Raw genomic sequence first — 17,575 nt, 5'->3', positions numbered from 1 at the left:
CGGTCATTATGGTGTAAAGTTAAATGGACTACAAGTAAAGGACAAAAGACATGGATACAGAGTATAGAGAGAAAATAAAAGATAAAAAACGCATTGTGGTAAAGGTGGGAACCTCCTCGCTGATTCATAAGGAGACTGGCGGCCTGGATCTCATCAAGGTGGAACATCTGGTGCGGGAGCTTTCGGATCTGCACAATCAGGGCAAGGACGTGATTCTGGTCACCTCCGGCGCCATCGGTGTGGGAAGAAAAGCCGCGGGCCTTACAGAAAAGCCGGACAGCATTCCCATGAAGCAGGCCTGCGCGGCTATCGGTCAGGCGAGACTGATGATGATCTATCAGAAGTTCTTCGCCGAGTATAATCAGGTGGCGGCACAGATTCTGATGACCCGCAACACCATGATCAATCCGAAGAACCGCAGACATGCCCAGGATACCTTCGGAGAGCTGTTGAACTTAGGAGCCATCCCGGTAGTCAATGCCAACGACAGTATCTCCACCTTTGAGATTCTCCATGGCGACAATGACACCCTGTCGGCCATCGTGGCTTCCCTGGTGGACGCAGATCTGTTGATCCTGCTCTCGGACATCAACGGCCTTTACACAGATAACCCGAACACGAACCCGGACGCGGAGTTTGTCCCCTTCGTGGAATATCTGAACGAGGATCTGATGGGGATGGGAAAGGATGCAGTGAGCAGCGTGGGAACCGGCGGCATGGCCACCAAGCTTATCGCGGCGGAGCTTGCCACCGCGGCAGGCGCGGATATGCTGATTGCCAACGGCGGCGATATGAGCGTCATTCACAAGATCGTGGGTGGCGGGCAGTATGGAACCTTTTTCCAGGCACATAAGGATGAACATTTTGATTTAAAAACATTTCTGGAGGCGCATTTCTCATGAAAAAAGCAGGAATGGTACTGGAGGGCGGCGGCACCAGAGGCGTATTTACAGCCGGCGTACTGGACTATTTTATGGAACAGGGCATGTATCTGCCCTATGTAATCGGCGTGTCGGCGGGAGCCTGCAACGCGGTGGACTATGCGTCCCACCAGCCGGGGCGGATGAAGCTGTGTACCATTGATTTTCTGGAGGCCGGAAGCTATGTGGGACTTAAATCCCTGGTGAAGACTCACAGCCTCTTCAATATGGATTTGATCTTTGATATTTTTCCAAATAAGATCATTCCCTTTGACTACGACACATTCTTTTCCTCTGGCATGGAGTGCATTCTGACGGCCACCAACGCCCTGACCGGCAAGGCCGAGTACCTGTCGGAGAAAAGCGACCGTCAGCGGCTGATGACCATCTGCCGGGCTTCGTCCAGTCTCCCGGTGGTATCGCCCATCGTAGATGTAGATGGCACGCCCATGGTGGACGGCGGCGTGGCGGATTCCGTGCCGATTCGAAAAGCTCTGCATGACGGCGTGAAGAAGCCCATTATCATCCTGACGAGACAGGAGGGCTACCGGAAAGCGCCCGCGAAGAAGACATTGAAAATGGCGCAGATTATGTACCAGAAGTACCCGAATCTGATTCGTGCCATCAAGTACCGGGCCTATTATTACAACCGCACCATGGAGCTCATTGAGGATCTGGAACACCGGGGCCATGTCTTTGTGATCCGTCCGCAGGTTCCGGTGGTCAAGAATACGGAGAATCACGTAGAAATTTTAACAGATTTTTACAATCACGGATATGAATACGCACAGGACATTTTTGAAAAAGCGGCGTCCTTTGCGGGATGGGAAGGAGAAAAGTAAATGGATCCACAGAAGATTGCGCGCATCAACGAGCTGTACCGCCGTTCCAAGGCGGAGGGGCTGACCGATGCGGAGAAGAAAGAGCAGAAGCTGCTGCGCCTGGAATATATCGAGGCCGTCCGCATGAACCTGCGCGGACAGCTCAACAACATTGATATCAAGGAAAAAGACGGAAGCGTCGTAAATCTGGGTGAAAAGTATGATGCAGACAGGAAAGGAAACTAAAAAGGATTTAAAGAAAGCGCTGCGAAAGGAAATCAAGGCGCTGCGGGCGGCCCATACGGACGAGCAGATCCATGAGCTGAGTCTGGGCGTGCGGGATCAGGTGCTGACTCTGCCGGAGTACCGGGAGGCTGAGGTGATCTATGCCTATGTGGACTGCAAGCATGAGGTGGAGACCTCCGATATCATCCGGGCGGCCTGGGCTGACGGAAAAAGAGTGGCCGTGCCGAAGGTGCTGGGGCAGGATATGAAGTTCTTCTACATCACTTCTCTGGAAAATGATCTGGAGGAGGGCTATTTCGGTATCCGGGAGCCGTTTGAAAAGCACGCGGCGGATGAAACCGGCGATGAGGAAAAGGCTCTGATGCTGATGCCGGGCGTGGCCTTTGACGAAGAGCGTCATCGGATTGGCTACGGCGGAGGCTTTTACGACCGTTTCCTGGAGGCGCATCCGAAGCTTTCCAGAGTGGCGCTGGCTTTTGAATTCCAGGTAAAAAAAGAGGTTCCTTATGAAACGTTTGACATCTGTCCGGAGAAAATCGTGACAGAGAAACGGGTAATTGGGAGGGTATAGATGACATTAGAGTGCATTGGACAGAGAGCAAAAGAGGCGGAGCCGATTTTACGTGTGATGACCCGGGAAGAGAAAGACCGGGTGCTTTTGAAGGCGGCGGAGCTTCTTGTGAGCGAACAGGAAAAGATCCTTGTGGCCAATGAAAAGGACATGCAGGCGGGACAGGAGCGGGGGATGAAGCCGGGACTTCTGGATCGATTGAAGCTTACAAAGGAGCGCATCGCGGGCATGGCGGAAGGACTTCGCCAGATCGCGGATCTGCCGGATCCGGTGGGCGAGGTCATGAAGGACTGGGTGCCGGAGAACGGCCTCCATATCCGCCAGGTGCGGGTGCCCCTTGGCGTCATCGGTATCATTTACGAGGCCCGGCCCAATGTGACGGCGGACGCCTTCGGACTCTGCTTTAAGACCGGTAATCCGGTGGTGCTACGGGGCGGAAGCGACGCGATTCATTCCAATCAGGCCATTACTGAGGTGCTTCAGAAAGCCCTTGCAGCGAACGGCTGCCCGGAGAGCTCTATACAGCTCCTGACTGATACCAGCCGTGAGACGGCGGCAGTTTTTATGAAGCTGAACAGGTACATAGATGTGTTGATCCCAAGAGGAAGCGCGGGACTTATCGCTACGGTTGTAAATAACAGTACGATCCCGGTCATCGAGACTGGTTCCGGCAACTGCCACATCTATGTAGACGAGGCCGCGGATCTCGAAATGGCTGTGAATATTGTATACAATGCCAAGACCCAGCGCATCGGCGTCTGCAACGCCTGCGAATCTCTGGTGGTAAACCGGAAGGTGAAAGACGCCTTTCTGCCGCTTTTGGCGAAGCGCCTGCAGGAGAAAAACGTGGAGCTGCGGGGCGACGAGGCGGCCCGGGAAGCGGTAGCGATGACGCCGGCTACCGAGGAGGACTGGGGAACCGAGTATCTGGACTACATTCTCTCGGTGAAGACTGTGGATACGGTGGAGGAGGCCATTGCCCATATCAACCGCTATAATACAGGCCACTCTGAGGCGATTATCACAGAAAATAAAGAACATGCAGAGAAATTTTTAAAGGAAGTGGACGCGGCGGCGGTCTATGTGAACGCTTCGACCCGCTTTACCGACGGCTTTGAGTTCGGCTTCGGCGCGGAGATCGGCATCAGCACCCAGAAGCTGCACGCCAGAGGCCCCATGGGACTGGTAGCGCTTACTTCTTATAAATACGAGATTACCGGCAGTGGCCAGGTAAGGGGGTAACCAATGAGAGTCATAGCAGGAACGGCCAGAAGCATGCCGCTCAAATGCATCGAGGGACTGGACACCAGACCCACCACCGACCGAATCAAAGAGACCTTATTTAATATGCTTCAGCCGGAGATCCCGGGCTGTCGGTTTCTCGATCTCTTCGGCGGAAGCGGGGCCATCGGCATCGAGGCCTTAAGCCGGGGCGCGGACTATGCGGCCTTTGCGGAAAATAACCGGAAGGCCTATGACTGCATCGGCGACAACCTGGCCTTTACAAAACTTGCGGACAGGGCGCGGGTATTCTTTATGGACGCCCTGGGTGCCCTTCGTGTGCTGGAGGGCGAGGAGCCCTTTGATATCATTTTCCTGGATCCGCCCTATGGAAAGGGACTGGAGCGGGAGGTACTCGGTTATCTTCTGGATTCCAGCCTCCTGACAGAAGATACGACCATCATTCTGGAGGCGGCCTTAAATGAGGAGACCGACTGGATCGAAAATCTGGGATACCATATCCGTAAGGTGAAAAAATACAAGACGAATAAGCATCTCTTTATTGAGATGGATGAGGAAGACGAATGATTAGAGCAATTTATGCGGGAAGCTTTGACCCGGTGACCAAGGGACATCTGGATGTGATCATCCGCGCGTCCCGGATCGTGGACGAGCTGGTGGTGGGCGTCTTGAACAACCGCGCCAAAACTCCGTTGTTTTCTGTGGAAGAACGTGTTAAGATGTTAGAGGAGGTCACAAAGGAATACCCGAATATCAAGATTCGTTCCTTTACGGGACTTCTGGTGGATTTCGCCAAGGAGTGCGAGGCCCACATTATTGTGAGGGGCCTGCGCGCTATTACAGACTTCGACTATGAGCTTCAGATGGCCCAGACCAACCGGATCATGAGTCCGGATCTGGATACGCTGTTTCTCACAACCAGTCTGGAGTACGCTTATCTCAGTTCCACCACGGTTAAGGAGGTGGCGGCCTTCGGTGGTGATATTTCCGCCTTTGTACCGCCCTACGTGGAAGAAAAGATCCGGGAGCGGATGCATGAGCGTTATGGAATCTAAATAGGAAATGGAGAGGAGAACGGTTTTATGAGCAGCAAGATCGAACAGATCATCGAGGAGATCGAGGAGTATATAGACGGCTGCAAGCCGCAGACATTATCAAAGACGAATATCATCGTCAATAAAGAGGAAATCGAGGAGCTGCTGCGGGAGCTTCGTATGAAGACCCCGGAGGAGATCAAGCGCTATCAGAAAGTGCTGGCGAACCGGGACGCCATTCTGGCGGACGCTCAGGCAAAGGCAGACGCGATCATCAAGGAGGCCAATATACATACGACCGAATTGATCAACGAGCATGAGATCATGCAGCAGGCGTATGTACAGGCCAATGAGATTATGGCAGCCGCCGAGGCGGAGGCTCAGAAGCGTCTGGATGCAGCCACCATTGAGGCCAATAACTTCCGGATGCAGGCTATGCGCTACACCGACGATATGCTGGGGAACCTGCAGAATCTGGTTCGTCAGACTATGGAGGGACATGCAGCCCGTTATGAATCTATGATGAATTCTCTGAACAACTTTAATGAAATTCTGGCAAGCAACCGGGCAGAACTTGGACCGGCTATCACGGAGCAGCCGGAAGAGGAAGCGCCGGAAGAAGATCAGTAAGTCCCAGGTACAGGAGGGCGAGACAGGCGGTGAGCAGGGCGGTACAGGCTTTGGCTTTCAGATAGTCCGGAACAGAAAGCGGGGTTCCAAGCAGCATGCTTTCGGTCTGGGCAGCGCCGGACAGACCTCCGAAGGAAACGAAAAAGAGTGACAGCACCCAGGCGGCGCGCTTCGTAAGGAACGAAGTGTGAGCAATAATGGAGAGCCCGTTGGTGATTTCCAGAAGTCCGACCGCCACGCAGGAGCACAGCGGCAGAGAGCCGATAAGGAGAAGCAGCAGCTTTGCCAACATGGAGAACAGGATGAGATAGCCGCCGAGCTTCAGGATATTTTCCAGGCCGTCCATGATACAGGCATCCACGATTTTGAAGCTGATTTGAGATCCGGATGTCTTTTTTTCTATGGAGAGATCTGGAAAAATCCGACCCCGGCGGGTCAGACGTGCGTAGAGCAGTGGGGAGCCGTAGACCAGGAAGAGGGAGACTGGGATCAGCTCCGGCATTCCGAGGGCTTCGATCAGGCAGTAGCCGGTCAGGAAGGCGGGACTGGCATTATTTGTAAAGGTGAGAAGGTACGCGCCCTCTTCCTGGGAAATGCGTCCCTCCCGCACCAAATCGGCGGAGAGCTTCGCACCTACGGGATAGCCGCAGAGAAAACCAGCCAGCAGGCAAAAAGCCCCGTTCGGGGACAGACCAAAGAGTCCCCGGGCCAGGGGAGCGATGAACTGTGTAACGCCTGAGACCCCGTCCAGGGCGATCAGCAGGCGGGAGAGAATAAAAAAGGGCAGCAGCACCGGAAGCAGGGTGTGGAACCAGAGCAGCAGTCCGTCTGCGGACGCCACCCTGGCCTGCACCGGGTTCAGAAGTAAAAAACCAAGCAATAAAAGACAGACCGTCATATAAATAATTTTTTTTCTCATAGAAATCTATATGAGAGCAAGGAGGACGAATATGCGAGTATTGGAAGGATTAGAGCCGAAGAAGGTATTTGAATTTTTTGAGGATCTGACACAGATTCCGAGAGGATCAGGAAATGAGGCAGGCGCAGCAGAGTATTGTATGGAGTTTGCGAAGAAGCGCGGCCTTTCTGCGTCCCGGGATGAATTCAACAACGTGGTCATCGTAAAAGAGGCTTCCGCAGGCTACGAGGATGCGCCCACTGTCATTATCCAGGGCCATCTGGATATGGTGTGTGAGAAAGAGGCGGACTGCGCCATTGATTTTGCAAAGGATCCCCTGGACGTGGCTGTAGACGGTGATTTCGTATACGCAAAAGGAACCACCCTCGGCGGAGATGACGGCATCGCGGTGGCTATCGCCCTGGCGATTCTGGATGACGACAGCCTGTCCCACCCCCGTCTGGAGTGCCTGTTCACTACCGGCGAGGAAGTGGGACTCTTAGGAGCCAAGGATTTCGACGCTTCCCATATGAAGGGCCGCAGACTTATCAACATCGACTCTGAGGAGGAGGGTATCTTTACCGTAAGCTGTGCAGGCGGCATGGATGGTATTCTGCATATCCCGGCAGTCTATCAGGAGACTGGGGGCGTACGTTACACCGTGACCGTGGACGGTCTGCAGGGCGGACATTCCGGCGCGGAGATCCATAAGGAGCATGGCAATTCCAACATTCTGATGGGCAGAGCCCTGTGCTGGCTGGACGAGGTGGTGAACTTCCGTATCGCCGGGCTCTCCGGCGGCCTCATGGACAATGCGATTCCCCGCAGCACCAGAGCGGTTCTGTACGTGCCGGAGGAAGAGTGCCAGGCCTTTGAGGAACGCCTGACCGCCCTCGACGCTATTTACAAGACTGAATACGCGGCCAGCGACGCAGGCGTGACTGTGGGCTTCGTATCGGAAGGAAAGGCTGTCGGCCAGGCTCTGACGCCCAAATGCGCGTCCATTCTGATGTATGTGCTTCATATGGTGCCCAACGGCGTCATCAAGGACAGCATGGATATCCCGGGACTCGTACAGACTTCCCTGAACCTTGGTATCTTACGCCTTACCGAGGAAGAGGCGACCGCTACCTTCAGCATCCGCAGCTCCATCGAATCCGAGAAGCAGGAGCTGGGCGACCGTCTCCGTCACTGCGTAGAGTTCCTGGGCGGAACCTACGAGGAGAAGGGCTCCTATCCGGGCTGGGAGTACCGTCATGAGTCGGAGCTGCGGGATACCTGTGTGTCTGTATACAAGAAAATGTACGACCGGAATCCGAGAGTCATGGCCATTCATGCAGGTCTGGAGTGCGGCCTGTTCAGCGGTAAAATGGAAGGTCTGGACTGCGTCTCCATCGGACCGAATCTGTATGACATCCATACTCCAAAGGAGCGCTTAAGCATTTCCTCCACAAAACGGATCTATGAATTTGTAGTAGAGGTTCTAAAAGAGCTGCGTTAAGCATATAGTATCCAGTAGGCATTTTTGATGCGGAGTGGATGAGGCAGATGCGGAAGCTTTCAGCGGCGGGACAGCTTTTACTGCTGGTGAGTCTGGGCCTTGTGATTCTGGGAAGCGAACAGCGGATCCGGGAGCGGGCCGGGCTTGCCGGGGCAGAGAAGAAGCAGGAACGGACGGAAGAGACAGCGCGAAGGTACTATGAGCTGTACGAGAATATCTGGAAAGATCTGGAATATTTCCCAATCCCCCAATGGAAGGAGAGGGAGCTTCCGGTGACCTTCGAGAACAGCTGGCTCATTGAGCGAACCTACGGCGGAACCCGCGGCCATGAAGGGACGGATCTGATGCCGCCGGAGAACAAAAGTGGGGTGTATCCGGTGGTCAGCATCTCGGACGGCACGGTGGAGAACGTGGGCTGGCTGGAAAAAGGCGGCTGGCGGATCGGCATCCGGAGTGTCCATGACGTGTATTTTTATTATGCCCATCTCGCTTCCTACGCGGAGGAGTTTCAGAAAGGCGACGTGGTAAAGGCGGGGCAGCTTCTGGGATATATGGGCGATACGGGCTATGGAAAGCAGGAGGGTACCTCCGGCCAGTTTCCGGTGCATCTACATCTGGGAATTTATCTTCGGAGTGAGGAATTCCAGGAACTGGCGGTCAATCCCTACTGGTTTCTGCGCTACCTGGAGCAGGAACGGCTTACCGTGTCCCAGGAAGATCCCTGATGCAGGCGCAAAATTATGCGTCAGCATGATTCCTGTGCATCGCGAAGCGTGTGTTACTGTGGACAAAGTGAACAGTAACAAGAAGGAGAGCTTTTTTATGGAGATACAATTGTGGCGGGAGATTTTAAACCCCTATGAGCTGGCGGTCAAGGAGGTTATGACCAAATTCAACCACCTGATCAAGGAGCATCAGGATCGGGGACTCTATTGCCCCATCGAGCAGGTGGAGGGCCGGGTCAAGACCATTTCCAGTATTCTGGATAAGTGCCAGAAGAAAAAAATCGATCTGGAGGATATCGAGGAAAAGATCTACGATCTGGCCGGTATCCGCATCATCTGCCAGTTCGTGGAGGACATCGATAAGGTCGTGGAGATTATCCGGGGCCGCAAGGATATGGAGATCAAGCAGGAGCGGGATTACATACGGGAAATGAAGAGCAGTGGTTACCGCAGCTATCACATCATCCTTTACTATACCGTCGATACCCTGGATGGCCCCAAGCGCCTGCAGATGGAGGTGCAGATCCGCACCATGGCCATGAATTTCTGGGCCACGGTGGAGCATTCCCTCCAGTATAAATATAAACGGAACATCCCGGATCACATCAAAGAGCGGCTTTTGGGCGCCGCGGACGCGATTATTACCCTGGACAATGAGATGTCTACCGTTCGCAGCGAGATCATGGACGCCCAGATATCGTTCCGGATTCAGGCCAATATCGTGGCAGATATTCTGAACAACATTCAGAACCTGTACCGGGTGGCCAATAAGCGGGAGATCCTGAAGATTCAGGATGAATTTTATCGGATTTACGCCATGAATGACATCGATCAGCTGGAGCGCTTTGACCGGCAGCTTGACCTGATTGCGGAGGGCTATCGGGCCCAGTCCTTACCTACGGAGGAATAGATGTTACAGTTACCGGAATCCTTTTTAGAGGAAATGAGAGAGCTCCTGGGCGGTGAATACGACGCCTGGGAGAAAAGCTATGAAGGGAACGAAGGCTTTCGCGGCCTTCGTGTCAATACAGGGAAGCTGCGTCCGGAGGAGTTTCAGGCTCTTTCGGCCTTTTCTTTGCGTCCGGTGCCCTGGACCAGGAACGGCTTTTACCTGGAGGGACAGGAGCAGGCTTCAAAGCATCCGTACTACGCGGCGGGTCTTTATTATCTCCAGGAGCCCAGCGCCATGACGCCGGCGGCCTGTCTGCCTATTGAAGAGGGCGACCGGGTGCTGGATCTCTGCGCGGCTCCCGGCGGCAAGGCCACGGAGCTGGCGGCGAGGCTTCACGGAACGGGCGTTCTGGTAGCCAACGACATCAGCAATTCCCGGGCAAAAGCCCTGCTTAAGAATCTGGAGCTCTTTGGCGCTGGCAACATTCTTGTGACCAGTGAAACTCCGGAGCGGCTTTTGGACTATTTTGAAGGCTGGTTCGATAAAATTCTCGTGGACGCTCCCTGCTCCGGCGAGGGTATGTTCCGAAAAGAGCCGTCTATGGTAAAAGACTGGCTGGAAAAAGGGCCGGATTATTATGCCGGGATTCAGCGGACTGTGGTGACTGCGGCGGCAAAGCTGCTGCGTCCGGGCGGCCTGCTCCTGTATTCTACCTGCACCTTTTCCCGACATGAAAATGAGGAAACCATCGAACGGCTCATGCAGGAGGAGGGCTTTACCCTGCTTCCTCTGCCGCTTCCGAAAGACAGGGCGGATCTTGGCTTTGCGCCGGGGCTTGATACTTGCGCGGAGGCGGCGCGGCTGTTTCCGCACAGGCTGAACGGCGAAGGCCATTTTGTGGCATTACTGCAAAAGAACGAATGTTTGCCTGACTGTCCAGATGCTTCCGGCGCGGGTTTCCCCAAGCGGAAAGAAAAAGCCGACGCCAGAGGGATACTGAAAAAGCTTCCGGAGGAATGGCTGGATTTTGCAAAGGATCTGCATGTGGCGTGGGATTCCCGTCTGTTCCGCCTCTACGACAGCCGTCTGTACCTGCTGCCGGAGGCCCTGGCAGGCAAGAACATCCGTTCTCTGCGTTTCCTGCGCACTGGTCTCTATCTGGGCGAAGTGAAGCAGAAGCGCTTTGAGCCCAGCCAGGCTCTGGCCATGGCGCTCCGAAAAGAGGACTTTGCCCTGACGGCAGATCTGAAAGCGGACGACGAACGTGTGGTCCGGTATCTGAAGGGCGAGACACTGGAGCTGGAAGACCTGGTTTCTCCCAAAGCGAAGGGCTGGTGCCTGGTCTGCGTAGACGGTTACCCCTTAGGCTGGGGCAAGCTTTCGAACGGCACCCTGAAGAATAAATATTATCCCGGATGGAGGTGGTAGCATGCGCCTGGACAAATATCTCTGCGAGGCAGGATACGGAACCCGAAGCGAAGTAAAAAAACTGCTGCGAAGCGGCGTAGTTACCGTGAACGGGAAGAAAATCACAAAGCCGGAGACGAAGATTCAGGAAGGCGACCGGGTCTGCGCAGCCGGAAAAGAGGCCACATTTTCCAAGGTGGAATACTGGATGCTGCATAAACCGGCCGGGTATATCTCCGCCACCGAGGATAAAAAGCTTGATACGGTATTGGAGCTTTTACCCGAGAACGCCCGTTCGGATCTGTTCCCGGTGGGACGGCTCGACCGGGATACGGAAGGACTTTTGCTTTTGACCAACGATGGCAAGCTGGCCCATTATCTGTTGTCGCCCAAGCGGCATGTGGACAAGACTTATTACGCCCGGATAGCCGGTCAGGTAGAGCCGGAGCATGTGCAGGCTTTTTTCGAGGGCCTGGATATCGGTGATGAGAAAAAGACCCTTCCGGCGGATTTACATATCTTACAGTCCGGTCCGGAATCGGAGATCGAGGTAACCATCCGGGAAGGACGCTACCATCAGGTAAAACGGATGTTCGAAGCCATCGGCTGTGAGGTTACGTATCTGAAACGTCTTTCCATGGGAAGCCTGAAGCTGGATGAGAGCCTGAAATGTGGCGCGTGCAGGCCACTTACGGAAACAGAGATTCGAAACTTGAAGGAGGAGACAGGATGCTGGATGGAATAAAAGCAGTCCTTTTTGATCTGGACGGAACGCTGGTGGACTCCATGTGGATGTGGGGCGCCATCGACGTGGAATACCTGGGCCGTCATGGGCTGGAGGTCCCGGCGGGACTTCAGCAGGCCATCGAAGGCATGAGCTTTTCGGAGACGGCCATCTATTTTAAAGAACGTTTTTGTCTGCCGGACAGCCTGGATGTTATCAAAGCCGAGTGGATCTCCATGTCCAGGGAAAAGTACGCCCACGAAGTTCCCTTAAAGCCAGGCGCGCGGGAGTTCCTGGAATACTTAAAGGCGCACGGCATCAAAGCCGGAATTGCCACCAGCAATGGCCGGGAGCTTCTGGACGCCGTGGTAGAAGGACAGAAGATGACGCCGTATTTCCAGTGCCTGATGACCTCCTGCGAGGCCGGGGCCGGAAAGCCCGCGCCGGATATCTACCTTAAGGTGGCGGCAGAGCTTGGCGTAGCGCCAGAGGACTGTCTGGTCTTTGAGGACACGCCCGCGGGCGCGCAGGCCGGAAAGGCAGCCGGAGCGAAAGTATGTTCGATCTACGATGATTATGCAAAAGCTCGGCAGGCGGAGAACCGCAGACTGGCCGATTACTATATTCACGATTTTTATCAGGTGCTGGACGGATCCTACGAGACGCTGGCACAGGAACAGGAGTAATACATGAGACAGCAGGGATTTTTGCCCGCGACAAAAGAAGAATTAGAAGAACGGGGAATCGCGCAGCCGGATTTCGTCTACGTCATCGGCGACGCCTACGTGGATCATCCCTCCTTCGGCCCGGCCATCATCGGACGGGTGCTGGAGAGCCACGGCTACAGCGTGGCGATTCTGTCCCAGCCGGACTGGAAGAACCCGGAGAGCATTCAGATCTACGGGGAACCCAGACTCGCCTTTCTCGTCTCCTCCGGAAATATGGATTCTATGGTAAACCACTATTCCGTGTCGAAGAAGCGCCGGAAGACCGACGCCTTTACACCGGGCGGCGTCATGGGAAAGCGCCCGGATCGGGCAGATATGGTTTACAGCAATCTGATCCGCCATGTGTATAAGCATGTGCCGATCATCCTGGGAGGCATTGAGGCAAGCCTGAGACGCATGGCCCATTACGACTACTGGGCGGACGGCTTCAAACGCTCCCTGCTTCTGGACAGTGGCGCGGATCTCATTTCCTATGGAATGGGCGAGCGGTCCATCGTGGAGATAGCAGATGCGTTGAATTCCGGGATCTCTGTCCGGGATCTGACCTTTGTAAATGGGACGGTCTATAAGACCAGCCATAAAGAAGACATCTATGACGCCATTTTCCTGCCGGATTACGAGAGCATGAAGGCAGATAAGACCCTGTATGCCAGAAGCTTCGGGATCCAGCAGAAGAACGCCGATCCCATCCGCGGCAAACGGATGGCGGAGCAGTATTCCGAACATCTGTTTATCGTACAGAATCCACCGGCGAAGCCCCTCACTCAGGAGGAAATGGACGAGGTCTACGATCTGCCCTTTCAGCGGGCGGTGCATCCCTCCTGTCTGGCAGAAGGCGACGTCCCGGCTTTTTCAGAGATTAAATTCAGCCTGGCCAGCTGCCGGGGCTGCTTTGGAGCCTGCAGTTTTTGCGCTCTGACCTTCCATCAGGGGCGTATCATCCAGGCCCGGAGCCATGAATCCCTGCTCCGGGAGGCGGAAGCCATGACCAAAGATAAGGATTTCAAGGGCTATATCCACGATGTGGGCGGCCCCACCGCGGATTTCCGGCGGCCTGCCTGCGACAAGCAGTTAAAGGCCGGAGCCTGCCCGGAACGACAGTGCCTGTTTCCGAAGCCCTGTCCAAACCTGAAGGCCGATCACAGCGACTACATCAGCCTGCTTCGAAAGCTCCGGGCCGTTCCCGGCGTGAAAAAAGTGTTCATCCGTTCAGGTATCCGCTTTGACTATGTGCTGGCGGATCCGGACCAGACCTTTTTAAAGGAGCTCTGCGAGTACCATGTGAGCGGTCAGCTGAAAGTGGCTCCCGAACATGTGTCCGACGCGGTCCTGTCGAAGATGGGCAAGCCGGAGCGCAGTGTCTACGAGGAGTTCTGCCGCCGCTATAGGAAAATGAACGAAACCTTACAGAAAAAGCAGTATCTGGTGCCCTACCTCATGTCCTCCCATCCGGGATCGACCCTGAAGGAGGCCGTGGAGCTGGCCGAGTACTGCCGGGATCTGGGCTACATGCCGGAGCAGGTGCAGGACTTTTACCCGACGCCCTCCACCATGTCCACCTGCATGTATTACACGGGCCTCGATCCCCGCACCATGGAACAGGTCTACGTGCCGAAGAATCCCCATGAGAAGGCCATGCAGCGGGCCCTGATCCAGTACCGGGATCCGAAGAACCGGGATCTGGTACGGGAAGCCCTGGAGCGCTGCGGCCGCCGGGATCTTATCGGCTACGGCCCCAAGTGCCTGCTTCGCCCCGCGGGCGGAAGACCCGGAGAGCGGAGCGGACAGAAAACCGATTTCCGAAAAAACAGTTCCGGGAACAAAGCAGGCGGACGTACAAAACAAGCGGAAACAAATGTCCGGAATAACGTCGGAGCGAAAAAGAAGACGATTCGGAACGTACACAAGAAGAAATAACAGGAGGATCCATCTATGAACCAATATCAACTGATCGCCCTGGATATGGACGGTACCCTATTAAACAGCAAAAAAGAAATCAGCCCTGGCTGCAAGGCGGCCATCGAAAAGGCTCTGGCCGCGGGGAAAGATGTGGTACTTTCCACCGGCCGCTGTCGCCCGGAGCTGACAGAATTCCGGGAACTGATCCCGGGCCTACGCTATGTGAACTGCACCAGTGGAGCCATGGTCTACGATTTTCAGGAGCAGCGGGTGATTTATTCCAACACCATGGATATCCCCACTGTCAAAGAAATTTTCCTCCTGGCACGGAAGGAAGAAGCTATGCTGCACATTCTGGATGAAAAATCCATCGAACAGACCAACCAGCTGGCACACATTGAGCTTTATGGCATGGGTCCCTACAAGGAACTGCATGCCAGAACCGTAGAAGCCCACGATGACTTATACGGCTTCTATATGGCCAATCCATGGCCCATAGAAAAGATCAATCTGTATCACAAAAGTCCGGAATCCCGGGATCGCACCAAGGAGCGTATCCTGGCAGCCGGACTTCCCGTGGAAATGGTACATGCGGAGAGCTCGTCTCTGGAGCTGACGGCCACAGGCGTCGATAAGGGCGTGGGCCTTACAAAGCTCTGCGAGGCCCTGGGCATTCCGGTGAGCGCCAGCATCGCCGTGGGGGATGCGGACAATGATTTAAGTGTTCTTCGGACGGCAGGCCTTGCCGTGGCCATGGGAAATGCGTTGGATTCTGTGAAAGCGGTCTCCGATGTCACCGTGGCGGACTGTGACCACGATGGCTGTGCAGAAGCCATTTACAAATATCTGCTTGGATAAAACCGGGAGGTGGCAGTGATGGAGAAAAAGAGAGCGTCAATCGCGATCGTAACAGGAGCGTCCTCCGGCATGGGCCGGGAGTTCGTCCGCCAGATAGCGGAAAGCTACCGCTCCATATCGGAAATCTGGGTGATCGCAAGAAGAGAGCAGGCTCTACTGGAACTGCAGGATGAGCTGAAGGAGAAAACGATGATTCGGACCCTGCCCATGGATCTGGCGGAAAAGGACGCCTGTACAGAGCTTGCGGCTCTGCTTAAAAAGGAAAAGCCGGTGATCCGGATCCTGGTGAATTCCGCAGGCCTGGGACATGCCGGAAAGCTGGAGACCCAGGATGTGGATCAGATCTTAAATATGATCGATGTCAACTGCCGGGCGCTGACCGCGGTTACCATGACCTGCCTGCCGTATTTCCGGAAGGGAAGCCGGATCATCCAGCTGGATTCCGGTTCGGCCTTTCTGCCACAGCCGGGCTTCGCGGCCTACGCGGCCAGCAAGGCTTACGTGCTGTCTTTGTCGAGAGCGCTGAAGGAAGAGCTGCGCAGCCGCCAGATCTCCGTGACCGCCGTGTGTCCGGGCCCGGTGAAGACCGATTTCTTCGCTACCGGCGGCATCAAGCTGAACCCGGTCAAGCGCCTGTTCCTGATAAAGCCCGAGCGTGTGGTACGGAAGGCCCTATTTGACGCGGAAAAAGGCAAGGCCGTGTCCGTCTGCGGCGGCAGCATGAAGCTGGTCCGCGCGGCCTCCGGCGTACTGCCCCCGGGCGTCATGACGTGGCTTTCCGCCATGCTGTTTTCCTTTTGAGGACGGAAATCGGCACTACAAAATTTGATATGGTTTTCCGGAAATGCTCTGGAAGTAAAACTCTCTCTGTGATACAATGAATTTAATTTAATTACAGGGGGAGTTTTCTTATGGAAAAAACAGTCGGCACCTTGACGACGCTGTGTTATCTGGAACAGGACGACAAGCTCCTGATGATGCACCGGGTCAAGAAAAAAAATGACGTGAATCAGGACAAATGGATCGGCGTAGGCGGCCATGCGGAAGCCTATGAGAGCCCGGAGGACTGCCTCCTGCGGGAGACTTTCGAAGAAACCGGTCTGACGCTGACGGATTATCGTTTCCGCGGACTTGTGACCTTCGCCCTGAAGGGCGTAGAGACCCAGTACATGTGCCTCTACACAGCCACCGGCTGGGAAGGCGACCTGGACTACAACTGCAGGGAAGGCGACCTGGAATGGGTCCCGAAGGAGCAGATCCGCGATCTGGAGCTCTGGGTAGGCGATAAGGTCTTTTTCAAGCTCCTGGAACAGGAAGTCCCGTTTTTCTCGCTGAAGCTTGCCTACGACGGTGATACGCTGGAAGAGTGTGTGCTGGATGGAAAGGAACTGGATTGGCGGGAGTTTTTGGGGGAGGAGTGGAGTTGAGGGAAGGAAATCTTTAGATGCAGAAAAGTAAAACAAGGGTGAAAAAGCTTTCACCCTTGTTCTCCGCGAAAAGCCTCGAACAATCTAATAAAAGGCTGGACGGTCTCTAATCAGAGGTTTCCGGATCGTGTCCAGTTTATCTATAAGTTATTAATATACGATCATCAATTTTCACATTAGAATAATTCTCAATTTGTTCCAATACAAGCCCTGAGTAGGCAAATGCTTCCGCCTGTATTTCTTTTACAGATTTAGGTATTGTTAATGTCTCTAGCTTGCAAATACAAAAGGCTTCCTGTCCAATGCATTCTACATTACATAAATCTATATATTTCAGACAAGTGTGTGAGAATGCACGTTTTTTTATTTCAACCACAGTGGAAGGAAGAACCACGTTTCTAATAGGTGTATATGAGAATGCATCTTCTCCTATTGATTCAACACCGTCTGGAATTCGGATATCTTTCTCATGGCCAAGGTATGCAACCAATTTGGTGAAGGAAAGACCAAGCTTTGTCAGGGCATGGGGTCTTTCCTTTCTTTTATTTGCGACAAGAATATCATATCAGATTTTTACGGGAAAGTGTAAAAGTAAATTCAACTGGAAACTTGGGCATGCGGACGAAAAGTTGGACTGTGTAATCTCTTCCTGTGATGATATTATTATTGCAACCGGGTTAAGACCAAATCGTGATCAAGCATATGCATTTTATGATTTGCCATGTAGTGTACATATGATAGGTGATTGTACAAACGTTGGACGCATAAGAGACGCAAATGAAGATGCTTATTATTTGGCTTCGAATATTTAAGGAATATTTTGTGATTGAATAGTAAAGGAGAACCTAGTCTATGAAATTTAATGATTTATTTAAACCAATCAAAGTTAACTCAGAGAAGCGTATTTCCAAGTGATACAGCGCTGTTAAAAGCCTTATATCTGGCCACTTTCGAGGCTACTAAGAAATGGACAACTATCATCCGGGACTGGGGCCAGGTCTACGGGGAGTTGAGTATCATGTACGAAGGACGACTTCCAGAATAAGTAAAAA

The 17,575-nt window shown here is 53.9% G+C and carries 20 protein-coding genes and 1 pseudogene; 19 read left to right on the top strand and 2 right to left on the bottom strand.

Annotated features, from left to right (window positions below):
* The first annotated feature begins 50 nt into the window (after positions 1-50).
* The 8 genes from proB to OCV63_RS11460 are packed head-to-tail and all read left to right on the top strand — an operon-like array spanning position 51 to position 5,464.
* On the top strand, positions 51-902 hold the full coding sequence (gene proB, locus OCV63_RS11495; protein WP_158363991.1) for a glutamate 5-kinase: 852 nt from the start codon (positions 51-53) through the stop codon (positions 900-902).
* Positions 899-1,762: a patatin-like phospholipase family protein gene (locus OCV63_RS11490; protein ID WP_158363989.1), complete on the top strand. Its 864-nt coding sequence runs from the start codon at positions 899-901 to the stop codon at positions 1,760-1,762. Before proB ends, OCV63_RS11490 begins: the two co-directional genes overlap by 4 nt.
* Entirely contained in the window at positions 1,763-1,987 is a 225-nt protein-coding gene (locus OCV63_RS11485) for a DUF896 domain-containing protein (protein ID WP_158363987.1), read from the top strand.
* Positions 1,962-2,558: a 5-formyltetrahydrofolate cyclo-ligase gene (locus OCV63_RS11480; RefSeq protein ID WP_262670826.1), complete on the top strand. Its 597-nt coding sequence runs from the start codon at positions 1,962-1,964 to the stop codon at positions 2,556-2,558. The genes OCV63_RS11485 and OCV63_RS11480 overlap by 26 nt, the downstream gene beginning before the upstream one ends.
* A complete protein-coding gene (locus OCV63_RS11475; protein ID WP_158363986.1) occupies positions 2,559-3,800 on the top strand; it encodes a glutamate-5-semialdehyde dehydrogenase in 1,242 nt (413 codons plus the stop codon).
* A 3-nt stretch (positions 3,801-3,803) separates the two neighbouring features.
* Positions 3,804-4,367, top strand: coding sequence for a 16S rRNA (guanine(966)-N(2))-methyltransferase RsmD (gene rsmD / locus OCV63_RS11470; RefSeq protein WP_158363984.1), 564 nt, complete (start codon positions 3,804-3,806; stop codon positions 4,365-4,367).
* Positions 4,364-4,855: a pantetheine-phosphate adenylyltransferase gene (gene coaD, locus OCV63_RS11465; RefSeq protein ID WP_158363982.1), complete on the top strand. Its 492-nt coding sequence runs from the start codon at positions 4,364-4,366 to the stop codon at positions 4,853-4,855. The genes rsmD and coaD overlap by 4 nt, the downstream gene beginning before the upstream one ends.
* A 27-nt stretch (positions 4,856-4,882) precedes the next feature.
* On the top strand, positions 4,883-5,464 hold the full coding sequence (locus OCV63_RS11460; RefSeq protein WP_158363980.1) for an ATPase: 582 nt from the start codon (positions 4,883-4,885) through the stop codon (positions 5,462-5,464).
* On the opposite strand, the gene OCV63_RS11455 is transcribed toward OCV63_RS11460, so the two are convergent.
* Positions 5,421-6,383 carry a transporter gene (locus tag OCV63_RS11455; protein WP_158363978.1) on the bottom strand — a complete coding sequence of 321 codons (963 nt, stop codon included), beginning with the start codon at positions 6,381-6,383 and terminating at the stop codon, positions 5,421-5,423. The two genes, OCV63_RS11460 and OCV63_RS11455, sit on opposite strands and share 44 nt — an antisense overlap.
* Before the next feature lie 31 nt (positions 6,384-6,414).
* Between OCV63_RS11455 and OCV63_RS11450 the strand changes: the two genes are divergently transcribed.
* From OCV63_RS11450 to OCV63_RS11405, 10 genes are all read left to right on the top strand, one after another.
* Positions 6,415-7,863 (top strand): aminoacyl-histidine dipeptidase, encoded by a 1,449-nt coding sequence (locus OCV63_RS11450; RefSeq protein ID WP_158363976.1) that lies wholly within the window; start codon positions 6,415-6,417, stop codon positions 7,861-7,863.
* A gap of 47 nt (positions 7,864-7,910) precedes the next feature.
* A complete protein-coding gene (locus OCV63_RS11445) occupies positions 7,911-8,588 on the top strand; it encodes a M23 family metallopeptidase (RefSeq protein ID WP_262670824.1) in 678 nt (225 codons plus the stop codon).
* 97 nt (positions 8,589-8,685) lie between these two features.
* Positions 8,686-9,498 (top strand): GTP pyrophosphokinase, encoded by an 813-nt coding sequence (locus tag OCV63_RS11440; RefSeq protein ID WP_158363972.1) that lies wholly within the window; start codon positions 8,686-8,688, stop codon positions 9,496-9,498.
* Complete coding sequence (locus OCV63_RS11435) at positions 9,499-10,908, top strand: RsmF rRNA methyltransferase first C-terminal domain-containing protein (RefSeq protein WP_158363970.1); 1,410 nt, start codon at positions 9,499-9,501, stop codon at positions 10,906-10,908.
* 1 nt (position 10,909) lies between these two features.
* Positions 10,910-11,632 (top strand): pseudouridine synthase, encoded by a 723-nt coding sequence (locus OCV63_RS11430; protein WP_158363968.1) that lies wholly within the window; start codon positions 10,910-10,912, stop codon positions 11,630-11,632.
* A complete protein-coding gene (locus OCV63_RS11425) occupies positions 11,617-12,297 on the top strand; it encodes an HAD family hydrolase (protein ID WP_158363966.1) in 681 nt (226 codons plus the stop codon). The genes OCV63_RS11430 and OCV63_RS11425 overlap by 16 nt, the downstream gene beginning before the upstream one ends.
* A gap of 3 nt (positions 12,298-12,300) precedes the next feature.
* Positions 12,301-14,256, top strand: a complete 1,956-nt coding sequence (locus OCV63_RS11420) for a YgiQ family radical SAM protein (RefSeq protein ID WP_158363964.1) — start codon at positions 12,301-12,303, stop codon at positions 14,254-14,256.
* A gap of 15 nt (positions 14,257-14,271) precedes the next feature.
* Positions 14,272-15,096 carry a Cof-type HAD-IIB family hydrolase gene (locus tag OCV63_RS11415; RefSeq protein ID WP_158363962.1) on the top strand — a complete coding sequence of 275 codons (825 nt, stop codon included), beginning with the start codon at positions 14,272-14,274 and terminating at the stop codon, positions 15,094-15,096.
* An 18-nt stretch (positions 15,097-15,114) separates the two neighbouring features.
* Positions 15,115-15,897, top strand: a complete 783-nt coding sequence (locus OCV63_RS11410; protein ID WP_158363960.1) for an SDR family NAD(P)-dependent oxidoreductase — start codon at positions 15,115-15,117, stop codon at positions 15,895-15,897.
* Positions 15,898-16,007: 110 nt separating this feature from the next.
* A complete protein-coding gene (locus tag OCV63_RS11405) occupies positions 16,008-16,523 on the top strand; it encodes an NUDIX hydrolase (protein WP_158363958.1) in 516 nt (171 codons plus the stop codon).
* 136 nt (positions 16,524-16,659) lie between these two features.
* Here the strand turns inward: OCV63_RS11405 and OCV63_RS17760 are convergent, their stop codons facing one another.
* A complete protein-coding gene (locus tag OCV63_RS17760) occupies positions 16,660-17,013 on the bottom strand; it encodes a leucine-rich repeat domain-containing protein (protein WP_416862031.1) in 354 nt (117 codons plus the stop codon).
* A gap of 402 nt (positions 17,014-17,415) precedes the next feature.
* Between OCV63_RS17760 and OCV63_RS11400 the strand changes: the two are divergent.
* Positions 17,416-17,568, top strand: a pseudogene (locus OCV63_RS11400) (IS256 family transposase); the annotation flags it as partial.
* Positions 17,569-17,575 lie beyond the last annotated feature (7 nt).

This window comes from Laedolimicola ammoniilytica (assembly GCF_025567165.1).
GTDB classification, from domain to species: Bacteria; Bacillota; Clostridia; order Lachnospirales; family Lachnospiraceae; genus Laedolimicola; species Laedolimicola ammoniilytica.
Note: the sequence above shows the minus strand (reverse complement) of the source record. Positions and strands in the feature narration are given on the sequence as shown.

Bases quoted from the DNA above. Each gene is read 5' to 3' on its own strand.
- proB (WP_158363991.1), top strand. From the start codon at position 51: ATGGATACAGAGTATAGAGAGAAAATAAAAGATAAAAAACGCATTGTG.
- OCV63_RS11490 (WP_158363989.1), top strand. From the start codon at position 899: ATGAAAAAAGCAGGAATGGTACTGGAGGGCGGCGGCACCAGAGGCGTA.
- OCV63_RS11485 (WP_158363987.1), top strand. From the start codon at position 1,763: ATGGATCCACAGAAGATTGCGCGCATCAACGAGCTGTACCGCCGTTCC.
- OCV63_RS11480 (WP_262670826.1), top strand. From the start codon at position 1,962: ATGATGCAGACAGGAAAGGAAACTAAAAAGGATTTAAAGAAAGCGCTG.
- OCV63_RS11475 (WP_158363986.1), top strand. From the start codon at position 2,559: ATGACATTAGAGTGCATTGGACAGAGAGCAAAAGAGGCGGAGCCGATT.
- rsmD (WP_158363984.1), top strand. From the start codon at position 3,804: ATGAGAGTCATAGCAGGAACGGCCAGAAGCATGCCGCTCAAATGCATC.
- coaD (WP_158363982.1), top strand. From the start codon at position 4,364: ATGATTAGAGCAATTTATGCGGGAAGCTTTGACCCGGTGACCAAGGGA.
- OCV63_RS11460 (WP_158363980.1), top strand. From the start codon at position 4,883: ATGAGCAGCAAGATCGAACAGATCATCGAGGAGATCGAGGAGTATATA.
- OCV63_RS11455 (WP_158363978.1), bottom strand. From the start codon at position 6,383: ATGAGAAAAAAAATTATTTATATGACGGTCTGTCTTTTATTGCTTGGT.
- OCV63_RS11450 (WP_158363976.1), top strand. From the start codon at position 6,415: ATGCGAGTATTGGAAGGATTAGAGCCGAAGAAGGTATTTGAATTTTTT.
- OCV63_RS11445 (WP_262670824.1), top strand. From the start codon at position 7,911: ATGCGGAAGCTTTCAGCGGCGGGACAGCTTTTACTGCTGGTGAGTCTG.
- OCV63_RS11440 (WP_158363972.1), top strand. From the start codon at position 8,686: ATGGAGATACAATTGTGGCGGGAGATTTTAAACCCCTATGAGCTGGCG.
- OCV63_RS11435 (WP_158363970.1), top strand. From the start codon at position 9,499: ATGTTACAGTTACCGGAATCCTTTTTAGAGGAAATGAGAGAGCTCCTG.
- OCV63_RS11430 (WP_158363968.1), top strand. From the start codon at position 10,910: ATGCGCCTGGACAAATATCTCTGCGAGGCAGGATACGGAACCCGAAGC.
- OCV63_RS11425 (WP_158363966.1), top strand. From the start codon at position 11,617: ATGCTGGATGGAATAAAAGCAGTCCTTTTTGATCTGGACGGAACGCTG.
- OCV63_RS11420 (WP_158363964.1), top strand. From the start codon at position 12,301: ATGAGACAGCAGGGATTTTTGCCCGCGACAAAAGAAGAATTAGAAGAA.
- OCV63_RS11415 (WP_158363962.1), top strand. From the start codon at position 14,272: ATGAACCAATATCAACTGATCGCCCTGGATATGGACGGTACCCTATTA.
- OCV63_RS11410 (WP_158363960.1), top strand. From the start codon at position 15,115: ATGGAGAAAAAGAGAGCGTCAATCGCGATCGTAACAGGAGCGTCCTCC.
- OCV63_RS11405 (WP_158363958.1), top strand. From the start codon at position 16,008: ATGGAAAAAACAGTCGGCACCTTGACGACGCTGTGTTATCTGGAACAG.